This is a genomic window from Altererythrobacter epoxidivorans (assembly GCF_001281485.1).
Taxonomy (GTDB): domain Bacteria; phylum Pseudomonadota; class Alphaproteobacteria; order Sphingomonadales; family Sphingomonadaceae; genus Erythrobacter; species Erythrobacter epoxidivorans.
Genome location: NZ_CP012669.1, coordinates 1,485,801 through 1,498,749, shown reverse-complemented (window position 1 = coordinate 1,498,749; position 12,949 = coordinate 1,485,801). Strand labels below are relative to the sequence as shown.

Annotated in this window: 23 protein-coding genes; all 23 read left to right on the top strand. The window is 60.0% G+C overall.

What is annotated here, in order from left to right; all coding sequences use genetic code 11:
• Positions 1 to 68: 68 nt before the first annotated feature.
• The 23 genes from tuf to rplO all read left to right on the top strand — a co-directional run bounded on the left by tuf (position 69) and on the right by rplO (position 12,877).
• Entirely contained in the window at positions 69 to 1,259 is a 1,191-nt protein-coding gene (tuf, locus tag AMC99_RS07555) for an elongation factor Tu (protein WP_061924931.1), read from the top strand.
• A 325-nt stretch (positions 1,260 to 1,584) separates the two neighbouring features.
• Entirely contained in the window at positions 1,585 to 1,896 is a 312-nt protein-coding gene (rpsJ, locus tag AMC99_RS07550; protein WP_061924928.1) for a 30S ribosomal protein S10, read from the top strand.
• Between the two features lie 251 nt (positions 1,897 to 2,147).
• Positions 2,148 to 3,011, top strand: coding sequence for a 50S ribosomal protein L3 (gene rplC / locus AMC99_RS07545; RefSeq protein WP_061927819.1), 864 nt, complete (start codon positions 2,148 to 2,150; stop codon positions 3,009 to 3,011).
• 2 nt (positions 3,012 to 3,013) lie between these two features.
• Positions 3,014 to 3,637: a 50S ribosomal protein L4 gene (gene rplD / locus AMC99_RS07540; RefSeq protein ID WP_061924924.1), complete on the top strand. Its 624-nt coding sequence runs from the start codon at positions 3,014 to 3,016 to the stop codon at positions 3,635 to 3,637.
• Complete coding sequence (locus AMC99_RS07535) at positions 3,630 to 3,938, top strand: 50S ribosomal protein L23 (RefSeq protein WP_061924921.1); 309 nt, start codon at positions 3,630 to 3,632, stop codon at positions 3,936 to 3,938. The genes rplD and AMC99_RS07535 overlap by 8 nt, the downstream gene beginning before the upstream one ends.
• Positions 3,939 to 3,952: 14 nt before the next feature.
• Complete coding sequence (gene rplB, locus AMC99_RS07530) at positions 3,953 to 4,789, top strand: 50S ribosomal protein L2 (protein WP_061924918.1); 837 nt, start codon at positions 3,953 to 3,955, stop codon at positions 4,787 to 4,789.
• Between the two features lie 6 nt (positions 4,790 to 4,795).
• Positions 4,796 to 5,071, top strand: coding sequence for a 30S ribosomal protein S19 (gene rpsS, locus AMC99_RS07525; RefSeq protein WP_061924915.1), 276 nt, complete (start codon positions 4,796 to 4,798; stop codon positions 5,069 to 5,071).
• Complete coding sequence (rplV, locus tag AMC99_RS07520) at positions 5,071 to 5,448, top strand: 50S ribosomal protein L22 (protein ID WP_061924913.1); 378 nt, start codon at positions 5,071 to 5,073, stop codon at positions 5,446 to 5,448. The genes rpsS and rplV overlap by 1 nt, the downstream gene beginning before the upstream one ends.
• Before the next feature lies 1 nt (position 5,449).
• On the top strand, positions 5,450 to 6,145 hold the full coding sequence (rpsC, locus tag AMC99_RS07515) for a 30S ribosomal protein S3 (protein ID WP_061924910.1): 696 nt from the start codon (positions 5,450 to 5,452) through the stop codon (positions 6,143 to 6,145).
• A 21-nt stretch (positions 6,146 to 6,166) separates the two neighbouring features.
• The gene (gene rplP, locus AMC99_RS07510) at positions 6,167 to 6,601 is read left to right on the top strand and encodes a 50S ribosomal protein L16 (RefSeq protein WP_061924907.1); all 435 of its coding nucleotides are present in this window, start codon (positions 6,167 to 6,169) and stop codon (positions 6,599 to 6,601) included.
• The gene (rpmC, locus tag AMC99_RS07505; protein WP_061924903.1) at positions 6,601 to 6,819 is read left to right on the top strand and encodes a 50S ribosomal protein L29; all 219 of its coding nucleotides are present in this window, start codon (positions 6,601 to 6,603) and stop codon (positions 6,817 to 6,819) included. Before rplP ends, rpmC begins: the two co-directional genes overlap by 1 nt.
• An 11-nt stretch (positions 6,820 to 6,830) precedes the next feature.
• Complete coding sequence (rpsQ, locus tag AMC99_RS07500) at positions 6,831 to 7,121, top strand: 30S ribosomal protein S17 (RefSeq protein ID WP_061924899.1); 291 nt, start codon at positions 6,831 to 6,833, stop codon at positions 7,119 to 7,121.
• A 59-nt stretch (positions 7,122 to 7,180) separates the two neighbouring features.
• Positions 7,181 to 7,549, top strand: a complete 369-nt coding sequence (gene rplN, locus AMC99_RS07495) for a 50S ribosomal protein L14 (RefSeq protein WP_061924894.1) — start codon at positions 7,181 to 7,183, stop codon at positions 7,547 to 7,549.
• A gap of 1 nt (position 7,550) precedes the next feature.
• On the top strand, positions 7,551 to 7,871 hold the full coding sequence (gene rplX, locus AMC99_RS07490; RefSeq protein WP_061924891.1) for a 50S ribosomal protein L24: 321 nt from the start codon (positions 7,551 to 7,553) through the stop codon (positions 7,869 to 7,871).
• Complete coding sequence (rplE, locus tag AMC99_RS07485; RefSeq protein WP_061924888.1) at positions 7,864 to 8,442, top strand: 50S ribosomal protein L5; 579 nt, start codon at positions 7,864 to 7,866, stop codon at positions 8,440 to 8,442. Before rplX ends, rplE begins: the two co-directional genes overlap by 8 nt.
• Positions 8,443 to 8,468: 26 nt before the next feature.
• Complete coding sequence (gene rpsN / locus AMC99_RS07480) at positions 8,469 to 8,774, top strand: 30S ribosomal protein S14 (RefSeq protein WP_061924886.1); 306 nt, start codon at positions 8,469 to 8,471, stop codon at positions 8,772 to 8,774.
• A gap of 11 nt (positions 8,775 to 8,785) precedes the next feature.
• On the top strand, positions 8,786 to 9,181 hold the full coding sequence (gene rpsH, locus AMC99_RS07475; RefSeq protein ID WP_061924883.1) for a 30S ribosomal protein S8: 396 nt from the start codon (positions 8,786 to 8,788) through the stop codon (positions 9,179 to 9,181).
• Positions 9,181 to 9,714: a 50S ribosomal protein L6 gene (gene rplF, locus AMC99_RS07470; RefSeq protein ID WP_061924880.1), complete on the top strand. Its 534-nt coding sequence runs from the start codon at positions 9,181 to 9,183 to the stop codon at positions 9,712 to 9,714. Before rpsH ends, rplF begins: the two co-directional genes overlap by 1 nt.
• Before the next feature lies 1 nt (position 9,715).
• A complete protein-coding gene (gene rplR, locus AMC99_RS07465) occupies positions 9,716 to 10,060 on the top strand; it encodes a 50S ribosomal protein L18 (protein ID WP_061924876.1) in 345 nt (114 codons plus the stop codon).
• Entirely contained in the window at positions 10,060 to 10,863 is an 804-nt protein-coding gene (rpsE, locus tag AMC99_RS07460) for a 30S ribosomal protein S5 (protein WP_157058276.1), read from the top strand. The genes rplR and rpsE overlap by 1 nt, the downstream gene beginning before the upstream one ends.
• Before the next feature lie 5 nt (positions 10,864 to 10,868).
• Positions 10,869 to 11,054, top strand: coding sequence for a 50S ribosomal protein L30 (rpmD, locus tag AMC99_RS07455; RefSeq protein WP_061924873.1), 186 nt, complete (start codon positions 10,869 to 10,871; stop codon positions 11,052 to 11,054).
• 36 nt (positions 11,055 to 11,090) lie between these two features.
• On the top strand, positions 11,091 to 12,248 hold the full coding sequence (locus AMC99_RS07450) for an acyltransferase family protein (protein WP_061924870.1): 1,158 nt from the start codon (positions 11,091 to 11,093) through the stop codon (positions 12,246 to 12,248).
• Between the two features lie 104 nt (positions 12,249 to 12,352).
• Positions 12,353 to 12,877: a 50S ribosomal protein L15 gene (gene rplO / locus AMC99_RS07445; protein WP_061924867.1), complete on the top strand. Its 525-nt coding sequence runs from the start codon at positions 12,353 to 12,355 to the stop codon at positions 12,875 to 12,877.
• The last annotated feature ends 72 nt before the right edge of the window (positions 12,878 to 12,949 follow it).

Sequence of the window (12,949 nt, the reverse complement as noted above, 5' to 3'; positions counted from 1 at the left end):
GGCGCCTGATTCAGCGGGTGCCGTCTTTCCCGCAACGATTCAATTTCAACTCAGAGGTTATTTGAGAAATGGCTAAGGAAAAATTTGAGCGGAACAAGCCGCACTGCAACATCGGCACCATCGGTCACGTCGACCACGGCAAGACCACGCTGACTGCTGCAATCACCAAGGTGATGGCTGAAACTTACGGTGGTTCTGCTGTCGACTTCGCAAACATCGACAAGGCTCCCGAAGAGCGCGAGCGCGGCATCACCATCTCGACCGCACACGTCGAGTACGAAACCGAAGCTCGTCACTACGCACACGTCGACTGCCCGGGTCACGCCGACTACGTGAAGAACATGATCACCGGTGCTGCCCAGATGGACGGCGCTATCCTGGTCGTGAACGCAGCTGACGGCCCGATGCCGCAGACCCGCGAGCACATCCTGCTTGCACGTCAGGTCGGCGTTCCGGCTCTGGTCGTTTACATGAACAAGGTTGACCAGGTCGACGACGAAGAAATCCTCGAACTGGTTGAACTCGAAGTTCGCGAACTGCTTTCGAGCTACGACTTCGACGGCGACAACATCGCCATCGTCAAGGGTTCGGCTCTCGCCGCCCTCGAAGGTCGTGACGACGAAATCGGCAAGAACTCGATCATCGAACTGATGAAGGCTGTCGACGAGCACATCCCGCAGCCGGAACGTCCGGTCGACAAGGACTTCCTGATGCCGATCGAAGACGTGTTCTCGATCTCGGGTCGTGGTACGGTTGTTACCGGCCGCGTTGAAACCGGCGTTGTGAACGTTGGCGACGAAGTCGAAATCGTCGGCATCAAGGACACCACCAAGACGACCGTTACCGGCGTTGAAATGTTCCGCAAGCTGCTTGACCGCGGTGAAGCCGGCGACAACATCGGTGCCCTGATCCGCGGCGTTGGCCGTGAAGAAGTCGAGCGTGGCCAGGTTCTCGCGAAGCCGGGTTCGGTTACGCCGCACACCGAATTCAGCGCCGAAGTCTACGTTCTGTCGAAGGACGAAGGTGGCCGTCACACGCCGTTCTTCGCCAACTACCGTCCGCAGTTCTACTTCCGCACGACCGACGTCACCGGTGAAGTCATTCTTCCCGAAGGCACGGAAATGGTCATGCCGGGCGACAACGTGACCATCTCGGTCAAGCTGATCGCACCGATCGCCATGGACGAAGGTCTCCGCTTCGCTATCCGCGAAGGCGGCCGTACCGTCGGCTCGGGCGTTGTTTCGAAGATCACCAAGTAATCTTCGCGACTAGCGTTTGAAAGTTCGGGCCTGCCTCTCGAGAGAGGGGCGGGCCCTTGCTTTCCCGGGATGCGCAACCGCGCTTTTGCACGGTTTGTCGCAGCCCATTCCGCCAGAGTGGTATTTGGCGGATTTCGGGGGTTGCCAGATACGGGTGTCGCCCGTATATGCGCGCCCACAGGAAGGGATTCGTCCCCTCCACAAGGAATTTTTTGGAAGGTCGCCCGTTCCGGGAAACCGGGCGCTTTAGGGCGGGCCTTTCTTTTTTGCGGGTCGGAAACGGAAACGATAACGGCTCGCGTGGCTCTTTCGCATCGGTAAGGTTATGGAAGCTCAGAATATCCGCATTCGCCTCAAGGCGTTCGATCACCGCGTTCTCGACCAGGCAACTGGTGAAATCGCAGAAACCGCCCGCCGCACGGGTGCACTTATTCGTGGCCCCATTCCCATGCCGACGCGCATCGAGAAGTTCACCGTGAACCGCGGTCCGCACATCGACAAGAAGTCGCGTGAGCAGTTCGAGGTGCGCACCTACAAGCGTCTGCTCGACATCGTGCAGCCGAACGCCCAGACCGTCGACGCTCTGATGAAGCTCGACCTTGCTGCTGGCGTGAACGTCGAAATCAAGCTCGCTTAATTTCGGCCAGGTCCTTCGGTCCGGACTGTAAACGGATCGAGAGTTTCGGGGCTCCAGTGCCCCCGCTGATCCAGCAGGATCGGCAAGACATTGGGATACCGCCGGATCTGATCCGGGTCTGCGTCCCCCGTCTAGCTTCCCCGGCCTCAGGTTGGGAAAGCGCTCAGCCCGGACGGGGCGACGTATCGAAAATTCGGGCTGGCAAGCACGCGGGGATGGGCCTCGTGTGCCTCTGTTTAGGAGTAATGACGATGCGCACTGGCGTTATCGCAAAGAAAGTCGGGATGACCCGCCTGTTCCAGGAGGATGGACGTCACGTTCCCGTGACCGTTCTTTCGCTGGAAAACTGCCAGGTCGTTTCGCAGCGCACGGCTGACCGTGACGGCTATTTCGCCGTCCAGCTCGGCGCTGGCGAAGCCAAGCAGAAGAATGTCAACAAGCCGCAGCGCGAACAGTTCGCCAAGGCTGAAGTTGGTCTCAAGATGAAGGTCGCGGAATTCCGCGTGAACGACGAAGGGGGTCTCCTTCCCGTCGGCGCGACGATCACTGCCGATCACTTCATCGCCGGCCAGAAGGTCGACATCACCGGTCACACGCAGGGTAAGGGCTTTGCCGGCGCCATGAAGCGTTGGGGCTTCGGCGGTATGCGCGCCACCCACGGTGTTTCGATCAGCCACCGTGCTCACGGTTCGACGGGTAACCGCCAGGATCCGGGCCGCGTCTTCAAGAACAAGAAGATGGCTGGTCACATGGGCGACCGTCAGCGCACGCAGCAGAACCTCGAAGTGGTTCGCACCGACGCAGACCGCGGCCTGATCTTCGTGAAGGGCTCTGTCCCTGGCTCGAAGAACGGTTGGCTGCTGGTTCGCGACGCTGTGAAGCTCCCGCTTCCCGAAGAAGCTCCGTTCCCCGGCGCGCTTCGTCGCAACGCCGCTGAAACCGCTTCGGAAGATGCCGCACCCGGCCTCGTCGAGAGCGCAGCCGAGCACGAAGTGAACACCGAAGTTTCGGCCGAGCAGCAGGCTAAGTTGGCTGCCGAACAGGAAGCCGGTGCTGGTACCGAAAACACCCCGGAAGCTAACGCTCCGGCGGCTGATGAAAACAAGGAGTCCTGATCGTGAAGGTCAAGGTCCAGAAAATCGACGGCAAGGCGTCGGGCGATATCGAGCTCAACGATGCCGTGTTCGGTGTCGAGCCTCGTGCCGACATCCTGCACCGCGTCGTTACGTGGCAGCTCGAAAACCGCCGCGGCACCGCACGTCCCACGCGCGAGCGTTCGGATGTTGCCCGCACCGGCAAGAAGTTCGGCGCCCAGAAGGGTTCGGGCGGCGCTCGTCACGGCGATCGCGGCGCTCCGATCTTCATCGGCGGCGGTAAGGCTCACGGTGCGCGCAAGCGTGACTTCGAGCAGTCGCTGAACAAGAAGATCCGTGCACTCGGCCTCAAGATGGCTCTCTCGAGCAAGGCGAAGGACGGTCTCGTCGTCGTCGACAGCCTCGAGCTCAAGGATGCCAAGACCAAGGCGCTGGCTGCAACCTTCGGTAAGAACGGTTGGAGCGGCAAGGTCCTGGTCATCGACGGCGAGAGCGTGAACGACGGCTTCAAGAAGGCTGCCGGCAACCTCAAGGGCGTGAACGTGCTCCCGGCGATGGGTGCCAACGTCTACGACATCCTCAACCACGACACGCTCGTCCTGACCAAGGACGCTGTCGAAAAGCTGGAGGCGCGCTTCAATGGCTAAGAAGCAGGAAATCGATGCGCGTCACTATGACGTAATTCTCGCTCCGCACATCACCGAGAAGTCGACCATGGCTTCGGAGCACAACGCAGTTGTGTTCAAGGTGGCAGGCGATGCGACGAAGCCGCAGATCAAGGAAGCGGTCGAAGCGATCTACGACAAGAAAGTCGTGGGCGTGAATACGATCGTCGTCAAAGGCAAGACCAAGCGCTGGAAGGGCAAGCCCTACAAGCGCACCGACGTGAAGAAAGCGATCGTCACCCTCGCCGAGGGCGAAATGATCGACATCACGAGCGGTATCTGAGGGGCTAGAGAGAAATGGCACTCAAGAACTACAAACCGACGAGCCCGGCGCGCCGCGGACTCATCCTTGTCGACAAGACCAGCCTCTGGAAGGGCAAGCCGGTCAAGTCGCTCACGGAAGGCAAGCGCAAGACCGGTGGTCGTAACAACAAGGGTCATGTCACCTCGCGCGGCATGGCTGGCGGTCACAAGCAGAAGTATCGTTACATCGACTTCAAGCGTCGCAAGTGGGATGTCCCCGCGACCGTCGAGCGTATCGAATACGATCCGAACCGCACTGCGTTCATCGCCCTGCTCAAGTACGAGGACGGCGAACTGGCCTACATCATTTGCCCGCAGCGTCTCGCTGTCGGCGATACTGTGGTCGCGTCCGAGAAGGCCGATACCAAGCCTGGCAACGCCATGCTGCTCGGCCAGATGCCGATCGGCACCATCTGCCACAACGTGGAGATGAAGCCGGGCAAGGGCGGTCAGATCGCTCGCAGCGCAGGTACGTATGTCCAGGTCGTCGGTCGTGACCGCGGCATGGTCATCGCACGCCTCAACTCGGGCGAGCAGCGTTACCTTCGTGCGGATTGCATGGGCACGGTTGGCGCGGTTTCGAACCCCGACAACCAGAACCAGAACTTCGCCAAGGCTGGCCGCAAGCGCTGGATGGGCGTCAAGCCGCTCACCCGCGGTGTCGCGAAGAACCCGGTCGACCACCCGCACGGTGGTGGTGAAGGCCGCACCAGCGGTGGCCGTCATCCGGTTACCCCGTGGGGCAAGCCGACCAAGGGTGCCCGCACTCGCAACAACAAGCAGACGGACAAGATGATCATCCGTTCGCGCCACGCCAAGAAGAAGAGGTAAGACACGATGGCACGTTCCGTCTGGAAAGGTCCCTTCGTCGAACTCAGCCTTCTCAAGAAGGCGGAGGACGCACAGGAAGCGAACAGCAACAAGCCGATCAAAACCTGGTCGCGCCGTTCGACTATCCTTCCGCAGTTCGTTGGCCTGACGTTCAACGTCTACAACGGGCAGAAGTTCATCCCCGTCTCGGTTTCCGAGGAAATGGTCGGCCACAAGCTCGGCGAGTTCGCGCCCACGCGCAACTTCCCCGGTCACGCTGCCGACAAGAAGGGTAAGCGCTAATGAGCAAGGCTAAGGCACCCCGTCGCGTCGGCGACAACGAGGCGCTGGCTGTCGGCACCACCATCCGTGGTTCCGCACAGAAGCTGAACCTCGTTGCAGAGCTGATCCGCGGCAAGAAGGCCGAAGAGGCCATGAACATCCTCGCTTTCAGCAAGAAGGCGATGGCCAAGGACGCCAGCAAGGTTCTCGCTTCTGCGATCGCCAATGCGGAAAACAACCACAACCTGGACGTCGACTCGCTCGTCGTGGCGGAAGCTTCGGTCGGCAAGTCGATCACCATGAAGCGGTTCCACACCCGCGGCCGTGGCAAGTCCACCCGGATCCTTAAGCCGTTCAGCCGGCTGCGGATCGTCGTGCGCGAAACGGAAGAGGCGTAAGATGGGTCAGAAGAGCAATCCGATCGGTCTGCGCCTGCAGATCAACCGTACCTGGGACAGCCGCTGGTACGCCGAAGGGCGTGACTATGCCAAGCTGCTCAAGGAAGACATCGAGATCCGCAAGTACATCATCGAGGCACTGCCGCAGGCAGCCATCTCGAAGGTTGTGATCGAGCGTCCGGCCAAGCTGTGCCGCATCTCGATCTACGCGGCTCGCCCGGGCGTCATCATCGGCAAGAAGGGTGCAGACATCGAAAAGCTGCGCTCCAAGCTGTCGGCGATGACCGAAAGCGAAGTGAAGCTGAACATCGTCGAAATCCGCAAGCCGGAAATCGATGCCAAGCTCGTCGCACAGGGTGTTGCCGACCAGCTGATCCGTCGCGTCGCTTTCCGTCGTGCCATGAAGCGTGCCGTTCAGTCGGCTCTGCGTCTGGGTGCGGAAGGCATCAAGATCACTTGCGGCGGCCGTCTGGGCGGCGCAGAAATCGCGCGCGTCGAATGGTACCGTGAAGGTCGTGTGCCACTGCACACCCTGCGCGCCAACGTCGACTATGCCGAAGCCGAAGCGCTCACCGCGTACGGCATCATCGGCATCAAGGTCTGGATCTTCAAGGGCGAGATCCTCGCTCACGATCCGACCGCGCAGGACCGCCTGATGATGGAAGCGCAGACTTCCGGCGTCCGTCCGGCCCGCTGATTGCTTCGATAGGTAGAGAAAATGCTGCAACCGAAGAAAACCAAGTACCGCAAGGCGTTCAAGGGCAAGATCCATGGCAACGCCAAGGGCGGCACCACGCTGAATTTCGGGTCTTACGGCCTGAAGGCGATGGAACCCGAGCGTATCACCGCTCGCCAGATCGAAGCTGCACGTCGTGCGATCACGCGTCACATCAAGCGTCAGGGACGTTTGTGGATCCGCGTATTCCCCGACGTTCCGGTGTCGAAGAAGCCTGCCGAAGTCCGTCAGGGTAAGGGTAAGGGCTCGGTCGAATACTGGGCTGCTCGCGTCAAGCCGGGCCGCATCCTGTTCGAACTCGACGGCGTTGCCGGTCCGCTCGCTGCAGAGGCTTTCAGCCGCGCCGCGATGAAGCTTCCGATCAAGACCAAGGTCGTTGCCCGTCTCGGCGACACCTCGCACCTGGGAGGCGAATAATGGCCGACAAGACCGTCATTGAAGACATGCGCGCCAAGAGCGACGACCAGCTCGCAGCTGATCTCGTCGAACTGAAGCGTGAACAGTTCAACCTGCGCTTCCAGGCCGCGACCAACCAGCTCGAGGCTCCGGCCCGGGTTCGTGAAGTCCGCCGCACCATCGCCAAGATCAAGACGCTGCAGAACGAACGCGCGGCATCTGCCGCTGCCAAGGCTTGAGGAGCTAGACAATGCCTAAGCGCATCCTCGTTGGGACTGTCACCTCCGACAAGACCGACAAGACCGTGACCGTGAAGGTCGAACGCAAGGTGAAGCACCCGCTCTACGGGAAGATCATCCGTCGTTCGAAGAAGTATCACGCTCACGACGAGAACAACGAATACGCAATCGGCGACGTGGTCCGTATCGAAGAGACCAAGCCGATTTCGAAGACCAAGACCTGGGCCGTGAAGGACCGGGTCACGGCAGGCGGCACGCAGGCGGTGGAAGCCGACCTCGAAGTCGAAGCCGCAGGTAACTGATTTAGACGTTAGGAACTGCCGGACGTGTTCCGGCAAGCCAGTGAGAAGGAACCGGATCGATGATCCAGATGCAATCCAATCTCGACGTCGCGGACAACAGCGGCGCCAAGCGCGTCCAGTGCATCAAGGTACTGGGCGGCTCGAAGCGTCGTACCGCGTCCGTCGGCGACGTGATCGTGGTTTCCGTCAAGGAAGCCCAGCCGCGTGCCCGCGTTAAAAAGGGTGACGTGCACCGTGCGGTAATCGTGCGCACCAAGAAGGACGTCCGTCGTCCCGATGGCAGCGTGATCCGCTTCGACAGCAATGCCGCAGTTCTCGTCAACAAGAACGAAGAACCGATCGGCACCCGTATCTTCGGCCCGGTGGTTCGCGAACTTCGCGGCCGCGGCTTCATGAAGATCATCTCGCTCGCTCCGGAGGTGCTCTAAAATGGCATCCGCTAAGATCAAGAAGGGTGACAATGTCGTCGTTCTGTCCGGCAAGGACAAGGGCCAGACCGGCACCGTCACGAAGGTCATGCCGAAAGAAGGCAAGGTCATCGTCGAAGGCGTCAACGTCGCGACCCGTCACCGCAAGCCGAGCCAGGTGAACCCGCAGGGTGGTATCGAGCGCTTCGCAGCGCCCATGCCGCTCGGCAAGGTTGCCGTGGCCGATCCCAAAACCGGCAAGCCCACCCGCGTCCGTTTCGAAGAGAAGGACGGCAAGAAGGTGCGCGTGGCCGTAAAGTCCGGGGAGACCATCGATGGCTGATTATACCCCCCGCCTGAAGAAGAAGTACGAGGACGAGATCGTCAAGGCGATGACCGAGAAGTTCGGTTACAAGAATCGCCTCGAAGTTCCGAAGCTCGAAAAGATCACGCTCAACATGGGTGTGGGCGAAGCCAGCCAGGACAAGAAGAAGGTCCAGACGGCTGCTGAGGAAATGGCACTGATCGCCGGCCAGAAGCCGGTCATCACCAAGGCCAAGAAATCCATCGCACAGTTCAAGCTGCGCGAAGGTATGCCGATCGGTTGCAAGGTTACCCTGCGCCGTGACCGCATGTTCGAATTCCTCGATCGTCTCGTAACCGTCGCAATGCCGCGTATCCGCGACTTCCGTGGTCTGAACGCAAAGTCGTTCGACGGCCGTGGCAACTATGCGATGGGTCTCAAGGAACAGATCGTGTTCCCCGAGATCAGCTACGATCAGATCGAGAAGGTGCGTGGCATGGATATCATCGTCACCACCACCGCTAAAACCGACGACGAAGCACGCGAACTGCTCAAGCTGTTCGGCTTCCCGTTCCCGGCTGCAGAAGCCGCTGAAAAGGAGGCGGCGTGAGCCGCTGACCAGGAGAGCTTAAGTCCATGGCGAAACTGAGTTCCATTAACAAAAACGAGCGTCGCAAGAAGCTCGTTCAGAAGTACGCAAACAAGTACGCCAAGCTGAAGGCGATTGCGGACGATGAATCGCTCGACGAGAGCGAACGTCTCATCGCGCGCCTGAAGATGGCGGAAATCCCGCGCAATGCTAACCCGACCCGGGTTCGCAACCGCTGCGCCACCACCGGCCGCCCGCGCGGCTATTACCGCAAGTTCGGCATCAACCGTATCGAGCTGCGCGACCTCGGCAACAAGGGCCTGATTCCGGGCCTGACCAAGTCGAGCTGGTGAGGATCTAGACAATGGCAATGACCGATCCCCTGGGTGATATGCTCACCCGCATCCGCAACGGCCAGCAGGCGAAGAAGGACTCCGTCCTTTCGCCCGCATCCAAGCTGCGTGCCAACGTTCTCGAAGTGCTGACGCGCGAAGGCTATATCCGTGGCTACAGCGAAGACGCTTCGGGCAAGCACCCGGCGCTGCGGATCGAACTGAAGTATTTCGAGGGCGAACCTGCAATCAAGCACGTCGCTCGCGTCTCCAAGCCCGGCCGCCGGATCTATTCGGGTTCGAAAGAACTTCCGACCGTCCGCAACGGCCTCGGCATCACCATCGTCTCGACGCCGCGCGGCGTGCTTTCCGATGCGGAAGCCCGTTCGCAAAACGTCGGCGGCGAAGTGCTGGCGGAGGTGTTCTGATGAGCCGCATTGGCAAGAAGCCGGTGGCGATCCCCAGCGGGGTCACCGCCAATATCGAAGAAGGCAAGCTGACCGTTAAGGGGCCCAAGGGCACCCTTTCGATGGGCCTTTCCGACCTGATCGACTACAAGGTCGAAGGCGAGGAAATCCAGGTCAAGCCGGCCAACGACACCAAGCAGGCTCGCGCCTACTGGGGCATGCAGCGCACGCTCGTGTCGAACCTCGTCGAAGGCGTGACCGAAGGTTTCACCAAGGTTCTCGAGATTACCGGCGTCGGTTACCGCGCCTCGTCGCAGGGCAAGACCCTGAAGCTGCAGCTCGGCTACAGCCATGACGTCGATCTCGCTGTGCCGGAAGGTCTCGAAGTGAAGACCCCCGACCAGACCACCGTGGAAATTTCGGGCATCGACAAGCAGGCCGTCGGCCAGTTTGCTGCCGAAGTCCGCCGCTGGCGCAAGCCCGAGCCTTACAAGGGCAAGGGCATCAAGTACCGCGGCGAATATATCTTCCGCAAGGAAGGGAAGAAGAAGTAAGATGGCTAAGCTTTCTCTCTTTGAACGCCGCCGTCGCCGCGTACGCACCGCTCTCCGCAGCCGTGCCGGCGACCGTCCTCGCCTGTCGGTGCACCGCACCGGCAAGCACATCTATGCCCAGATCATCGACGACAAGGATGGCCGCACCGTGGCCGCTGCCTCGACGCTCGGTGGCAAGAGCTCGGGTGCCAATGTCGATGCTGCCAAGCAGGTCGGCAAGGACATCGCCGCTGCCGCCAAGAAGGCTGGCGTGACCACTGTCGTGTTCGATCGCGGCGGGTTCCTGTTCCATGGCCGCGTCAAGGCGCTGGCCGATGCCGCTCGCGAAGGCGGGCTGGAGTTCTGATGATGGCTGACGAGAACAAGACCGAAAACACCGAGGAGAAGGTCGTGACGGCTGAAACCGAACACGCCGTAACTCACGAAGAGCCCGCAGTTGCGGACACTCCGTCGGAAGCTGCTGACAACCAGTCGCCTGCACAGGGCGCCGAAGGCCAGCCGCAGGAACGCCAGGGCCGTGGTGGTCGTGGTGGCCGTGATGGCGGTCGTGACGGTGGTCGCGGTCGTGGCCGTGGTCGCGACGATCGTCGTGGCAACCGCCGCGAGGAAGAAGACGACGGCATCATCGAAAAGCTGGTTCACATCAACCGCGTTTCGAAGACCGTTAAGGGCGGTAAGCGCTTCGGGTTTGCTGCACTGGTCGTCGTGGGCGACGGTTCGGGCCGCGTCGGCTTCGGTCATGGCAAGGCACGCGAAGTGCCGGAAGCCATCACCAAGGCTACCGCTTCGGCTCGCAAGAAGATGATCCGCGTTCCGCTCAAGGAAGGTCGCACGCTGCACCACGACGGCAATGGCCGTTTCGGTGCCGGCAAGGTGACCGTCCGTACGGCGCCTCCGGGTACTGGCATCATCGCCGGTGGTCCGATGCGCGCAGTATTCGAGAGCCTGGGCGTTGCAGACGTCGTGACCAAGTCGGTCGGCACGTCGAACCCCTACAACATGATCCGCGCCACTTTCGACGCGCTGCAGGACCAGACTTCGCCGAAGTCGGTTGCACAGCGTCGCGGCAAGAAGGTTGTTGACCTTCTCGGCCGTGGTGGCGCCAGCGAGGCAGAGGCTGAAGCCGACGCCGCAGCTATCGCGGAGTAAGATCGATGGCGAAGAAAGAAACCATCAAGATCAAGCAGACCGGTTCGCCGATCCGCCGTCCCGAAGCCCAGAAGAAGATCCTGATCGGTCTGGGCCTTGGCAAGATGCACAAGGTTGTCGAACGCGAAGCCACCCCCGAGGTGCTCGGCGCGATCGCCAAGATCCCGCATCTGGTGACAGTGGTCGACTGACCGCAGACATCTTGAAATTCAAAAGCCCCGGCAGAAATGCCGGGGCTTTTTATTTGTCGAATTGGTTCTGACAGAGTCTTGCTGACAGGGGTGACCGGCGGTTATCTTGAATCCTTGTCTCGAACGGGGATTGAGATGAAGACTCCCTACCTCTCATTAATCGACGGTTTCAGGGGTCTGGCGGCACTTTGCGTACTCATCTATCACTATGGCCACTTTTTCATGGCTGGTCCGGATCGGACAGCCATTTACGATTTTCCTGACATTGCGCCGTTCTCCGATGCACTTTCCATCGTCTACTCCGAAGGCGATTTTGCGGTCCAAATTTTCTGGATGATCTCCGGATTTGTATTTACGTATGTTTACCCGGCGCAAATCAAGGATGGCCGTGCTTTTCTCGTAAACAGGATCGCGCGGCTGTATCCGCTCCATCTCGTGACCTTGATCCTGGTGACTGCATTGTTCTTAGCAGCCCGGCTGACCCTTGGTTACACTCCAATCTACGCGAACTTCGATCTCGAGCATTTTCTTGCCCAGCTGGTCCTTGCGTCAGACTGGGTGAATACGGGGTACTCTTTCAACGGACCAATATGGTCGGTCTCTGTCGAGGTGGTGATTTATGGCGTTTTCTGGGCTTTAAGCTCAAGATTGGCTCACCAAAATGCTCTAATTTCGGCCGTGTTTGCTGCCGGGTTTTTTGCACTATTCATGACATTTGGAAATCTAACTGAAATCTTCAGGTGCGGGTTCTTTTTCTTTTCAGGCGCCATGCTTGCGAGAATGTGCCTGGGGCTCACTTCAAGGATCGGCATGAGCGCTCTAGCCGTTCTGTTGATCACCGAAGGCTTGGTGTTTTCGGCATACTTCGGTGTCGGCGGGTTCAAGACATTGGGCGGAGTTGGTCTATTCGGCGGGATGCTCGTCGCCTTGTATGCATTTGAAGGTGCAGTGCCGGAAAGGTTTCGCCGAGTATCCGAATGGTTGGGGGAATCCTCTTATGGCTTATATCTCTGGCACTTTCCCATTCAGTTGAGTGCTATCTTGATTATCGGTCCCTCCGGACAGTTAGAGGTATTGGCTCAATCACCGGCATTCTTCTTTTCCTACCTTGCGATATCGCTATTTGTGGCCCGATTGAGTTACAGGTATTTCGAAGCGCCGGCTCGGCGATATCTGCGCAGGGCGCTCGCATAAGAAATCGTGCCGGAATCTGGCAGTTTGGGGGTGACATTTGCCGCTTCCGACGCTAGGTGGCCGCTTCCTTTTAGCGCGAACAAAGCGAAAGCGAGTGCAAGACTATGAAACTCAATGACATCCGTGACAACGAAGGCGCCCGCAAGGGCCGCATGCGTGTCGGCCGTGGTATCGGCTCGGGCAAGGGCAAGACCGGTGGCCGCGGCCAGAAGGGTCAGAAGAGCCGTTCGGGCGTAGCCATCAAGGGCTTCGAAGGCGGCCAGATGCCGCTTCACATGCGTCTGCCGAAGCGCGGTTTCAACAACCCGTTTGCCAAGGACTATGCCGAAGTGAACACCGGCATGATCCAGAAGTTCATCGACGCCAAGAAGCTCGACGGCAAGAAGGACATCACCGAAGAAGCGCTGCGCGAGGCTGGCCTCGTTCGCGGTGGCAAGGACGGTGTCCGCCTGCTCGGCAAGGGTGACATCACGGCCAAGGCGAAAATCATCGTCACCGGCGCGACCAAGGGCGCAATCGCAGCAGTCGAAAAGGCTGGCGGCAGCGTCGAAGTTCTCGCGAAGCCGCAGCCCGAGCACGAGAAGAAAGCTGCTCGCGCCGAGGCGAACAAGGCCAAGAAGGCCAAGTAATCGGCAAAATTCGGGGAGCGGGGTTCGACATCGGGCGACCCGCTCCCTATCTACCTTTCCGAGCCGGGAGGG

What these genes read in the sequence shown, in the direction of transcription:
- rplO (WP_061924867.1), top strand. Translation starts at nt 12,353, where the DNA reads ATGAAACTCAATGACATCCGTGACAACGAAGGCGCCCGCAAGGGCCGC.
- rpsH (WP_061924883.1), top strand. Translation starts at nt 8,786, where the DNA reads ATGGCAATGACCGATCCCCTGGGTGATATGCTCACCCGCATCCGCAAC.
- rpsC (WP_061924910.1), top strand. Translation starts at nt 5,450, where the DNA reads ATGGGTCAGAAGAGCAATCCGATCGGTCTGCGCCTGCAGATCAACCGT.
- rplX (WP_061924891.1), top strand. Translation starts at nt 7,551, where the DNA reads ATGGCATCCGCTAAGATCAAGAAGGGTGACAATGTCGTCGTTCTGTCC.
- rpsS (WP_061924915.1), top strand. Translation starts at nt 4,796, where the DNA reads ATGGCACGTTCCGTCTGGAAAGGTCCCTTCGTCGAACTCAGCCTTCTC.
- rpmC (WP_061924903.1), top strand. Translation starts at nt 6,601, where the DNA reads ATGGCCGACAAGACCGTCATTGAAGACATGCGCGCCAAGAGCGACGAC.
- rpsN (WP_061924886.1), top strand. Translation starts at nt 8,469, where the DNA reads ATGGCGAAACTGAGTTCCATTAACAAAAACGAGCGTCGCAAGAAGCTC.
- rplR (WP_061924876.1), top strand. Translation starts at nt 9,716, where the DNA reads ATGGCTAAGCTTTCTCTCTTTGAACGCCGCCGTCGCCGCGTACGCACC.
- rplE (WP_061924888.1), top strand. Translation starts at nt 7,864, where the DNA reads ATGGCTGATTATACCCCCCGCCTGAAGAAGAAGTACGAGGACGAGATC.
- rplB (WP_061924918.1), top strand. Translation starts at nt 3,953, where the DNA reads ATGGCACTCAAGAACTACAAACCGACGAGCCCGGCGCGCCGCGGACTC.
- rpsQ (WP_061924899.1), top strand. Translation starts at nt 6,831, where the DNA reads ATGCCTAAGCGCATCCTCGTTGGGACTGTCACCTCCGACAAGACCGAC.
- rplN (WP_061924894.1), top strand. Translation starts at nt 7,181, where the DNA reads ATGATCCAGATGCAATCCAATCTCGACGTCGCGGACAACAGCGGCGCC.
- rpsE (WP_157058276.1), top strand. Translation starts at nt 10,060, where the DNA reads ATGATGGCTGACGAGAACAAGACCGAAAACACCGAGGAGAAGGTCGTG.
- rplF (WP_061924880.1), top strand. Translation starts at nt 9,181, where the DNA reads ATGAGCCGCATTGGCAAGAAGCCGGTGGCGATCCCCAGCGGGGTCACC.
- rpmD (WP_061924873.1), top strand. Translation starts at nt 10,869, where the DNA reads ATGGCGAAGAAAGAAACCATCAAGATCAAGCAGACCGGTTCGCCGATC.
- rpsJ (WP_061924928.1), top strand. Translation starts at nt 1,585, where the DNA reads ATGGAAGCTCAGAATATCCGCATTCGCCTCAAGGCGTTCGATCACCGC.
- rplV (WP_061924913.1), top strand. Translation starts at nt 5,071, where the DNA reads ATGAGCAAGGCTAAGGCACCCCGTCGCGTCGGCGACAACGAGGCGCTG.
- rplP (WP_061924907.1), top strand. Translation starts at nt 6,167, where the DNA reads ATGCTGCAACCGAAGAAAACCAAGTACCGCAAGGCGTTCAAGGGCAAG.
- AMC99_RS07450 (WP_061924870.1), top strand. Translation starts at nt 11,091, where the DNA reads ATGCCGGGGCTTTTTATTTGTCGAATTGGTTCTGACAGAGTCTTGCTG.
- AMC99_RS07535 (WP_061924921.1), top strand. Translation starts at nt 3,630, where the DNA reads ATGGCTAAGAAGCAGGAAATCGATGCGCGTCACTATGACGTAATTCTC.
- rplC (WP_061927819.1), top strand. Translation starts at nt 2,148, where the DNA reads ATGCGCACTGGCGTTATCGCAAAGAAAGTCGGGATGACCCGCCTGTTC.
- tuf (WP_061924931.1), top strand. Translation starts at nt 69, where the DNA reads ATGGCTAAGGAAAAATTTGAGCGGAACAAGCCGCACTGCAACATCGGC.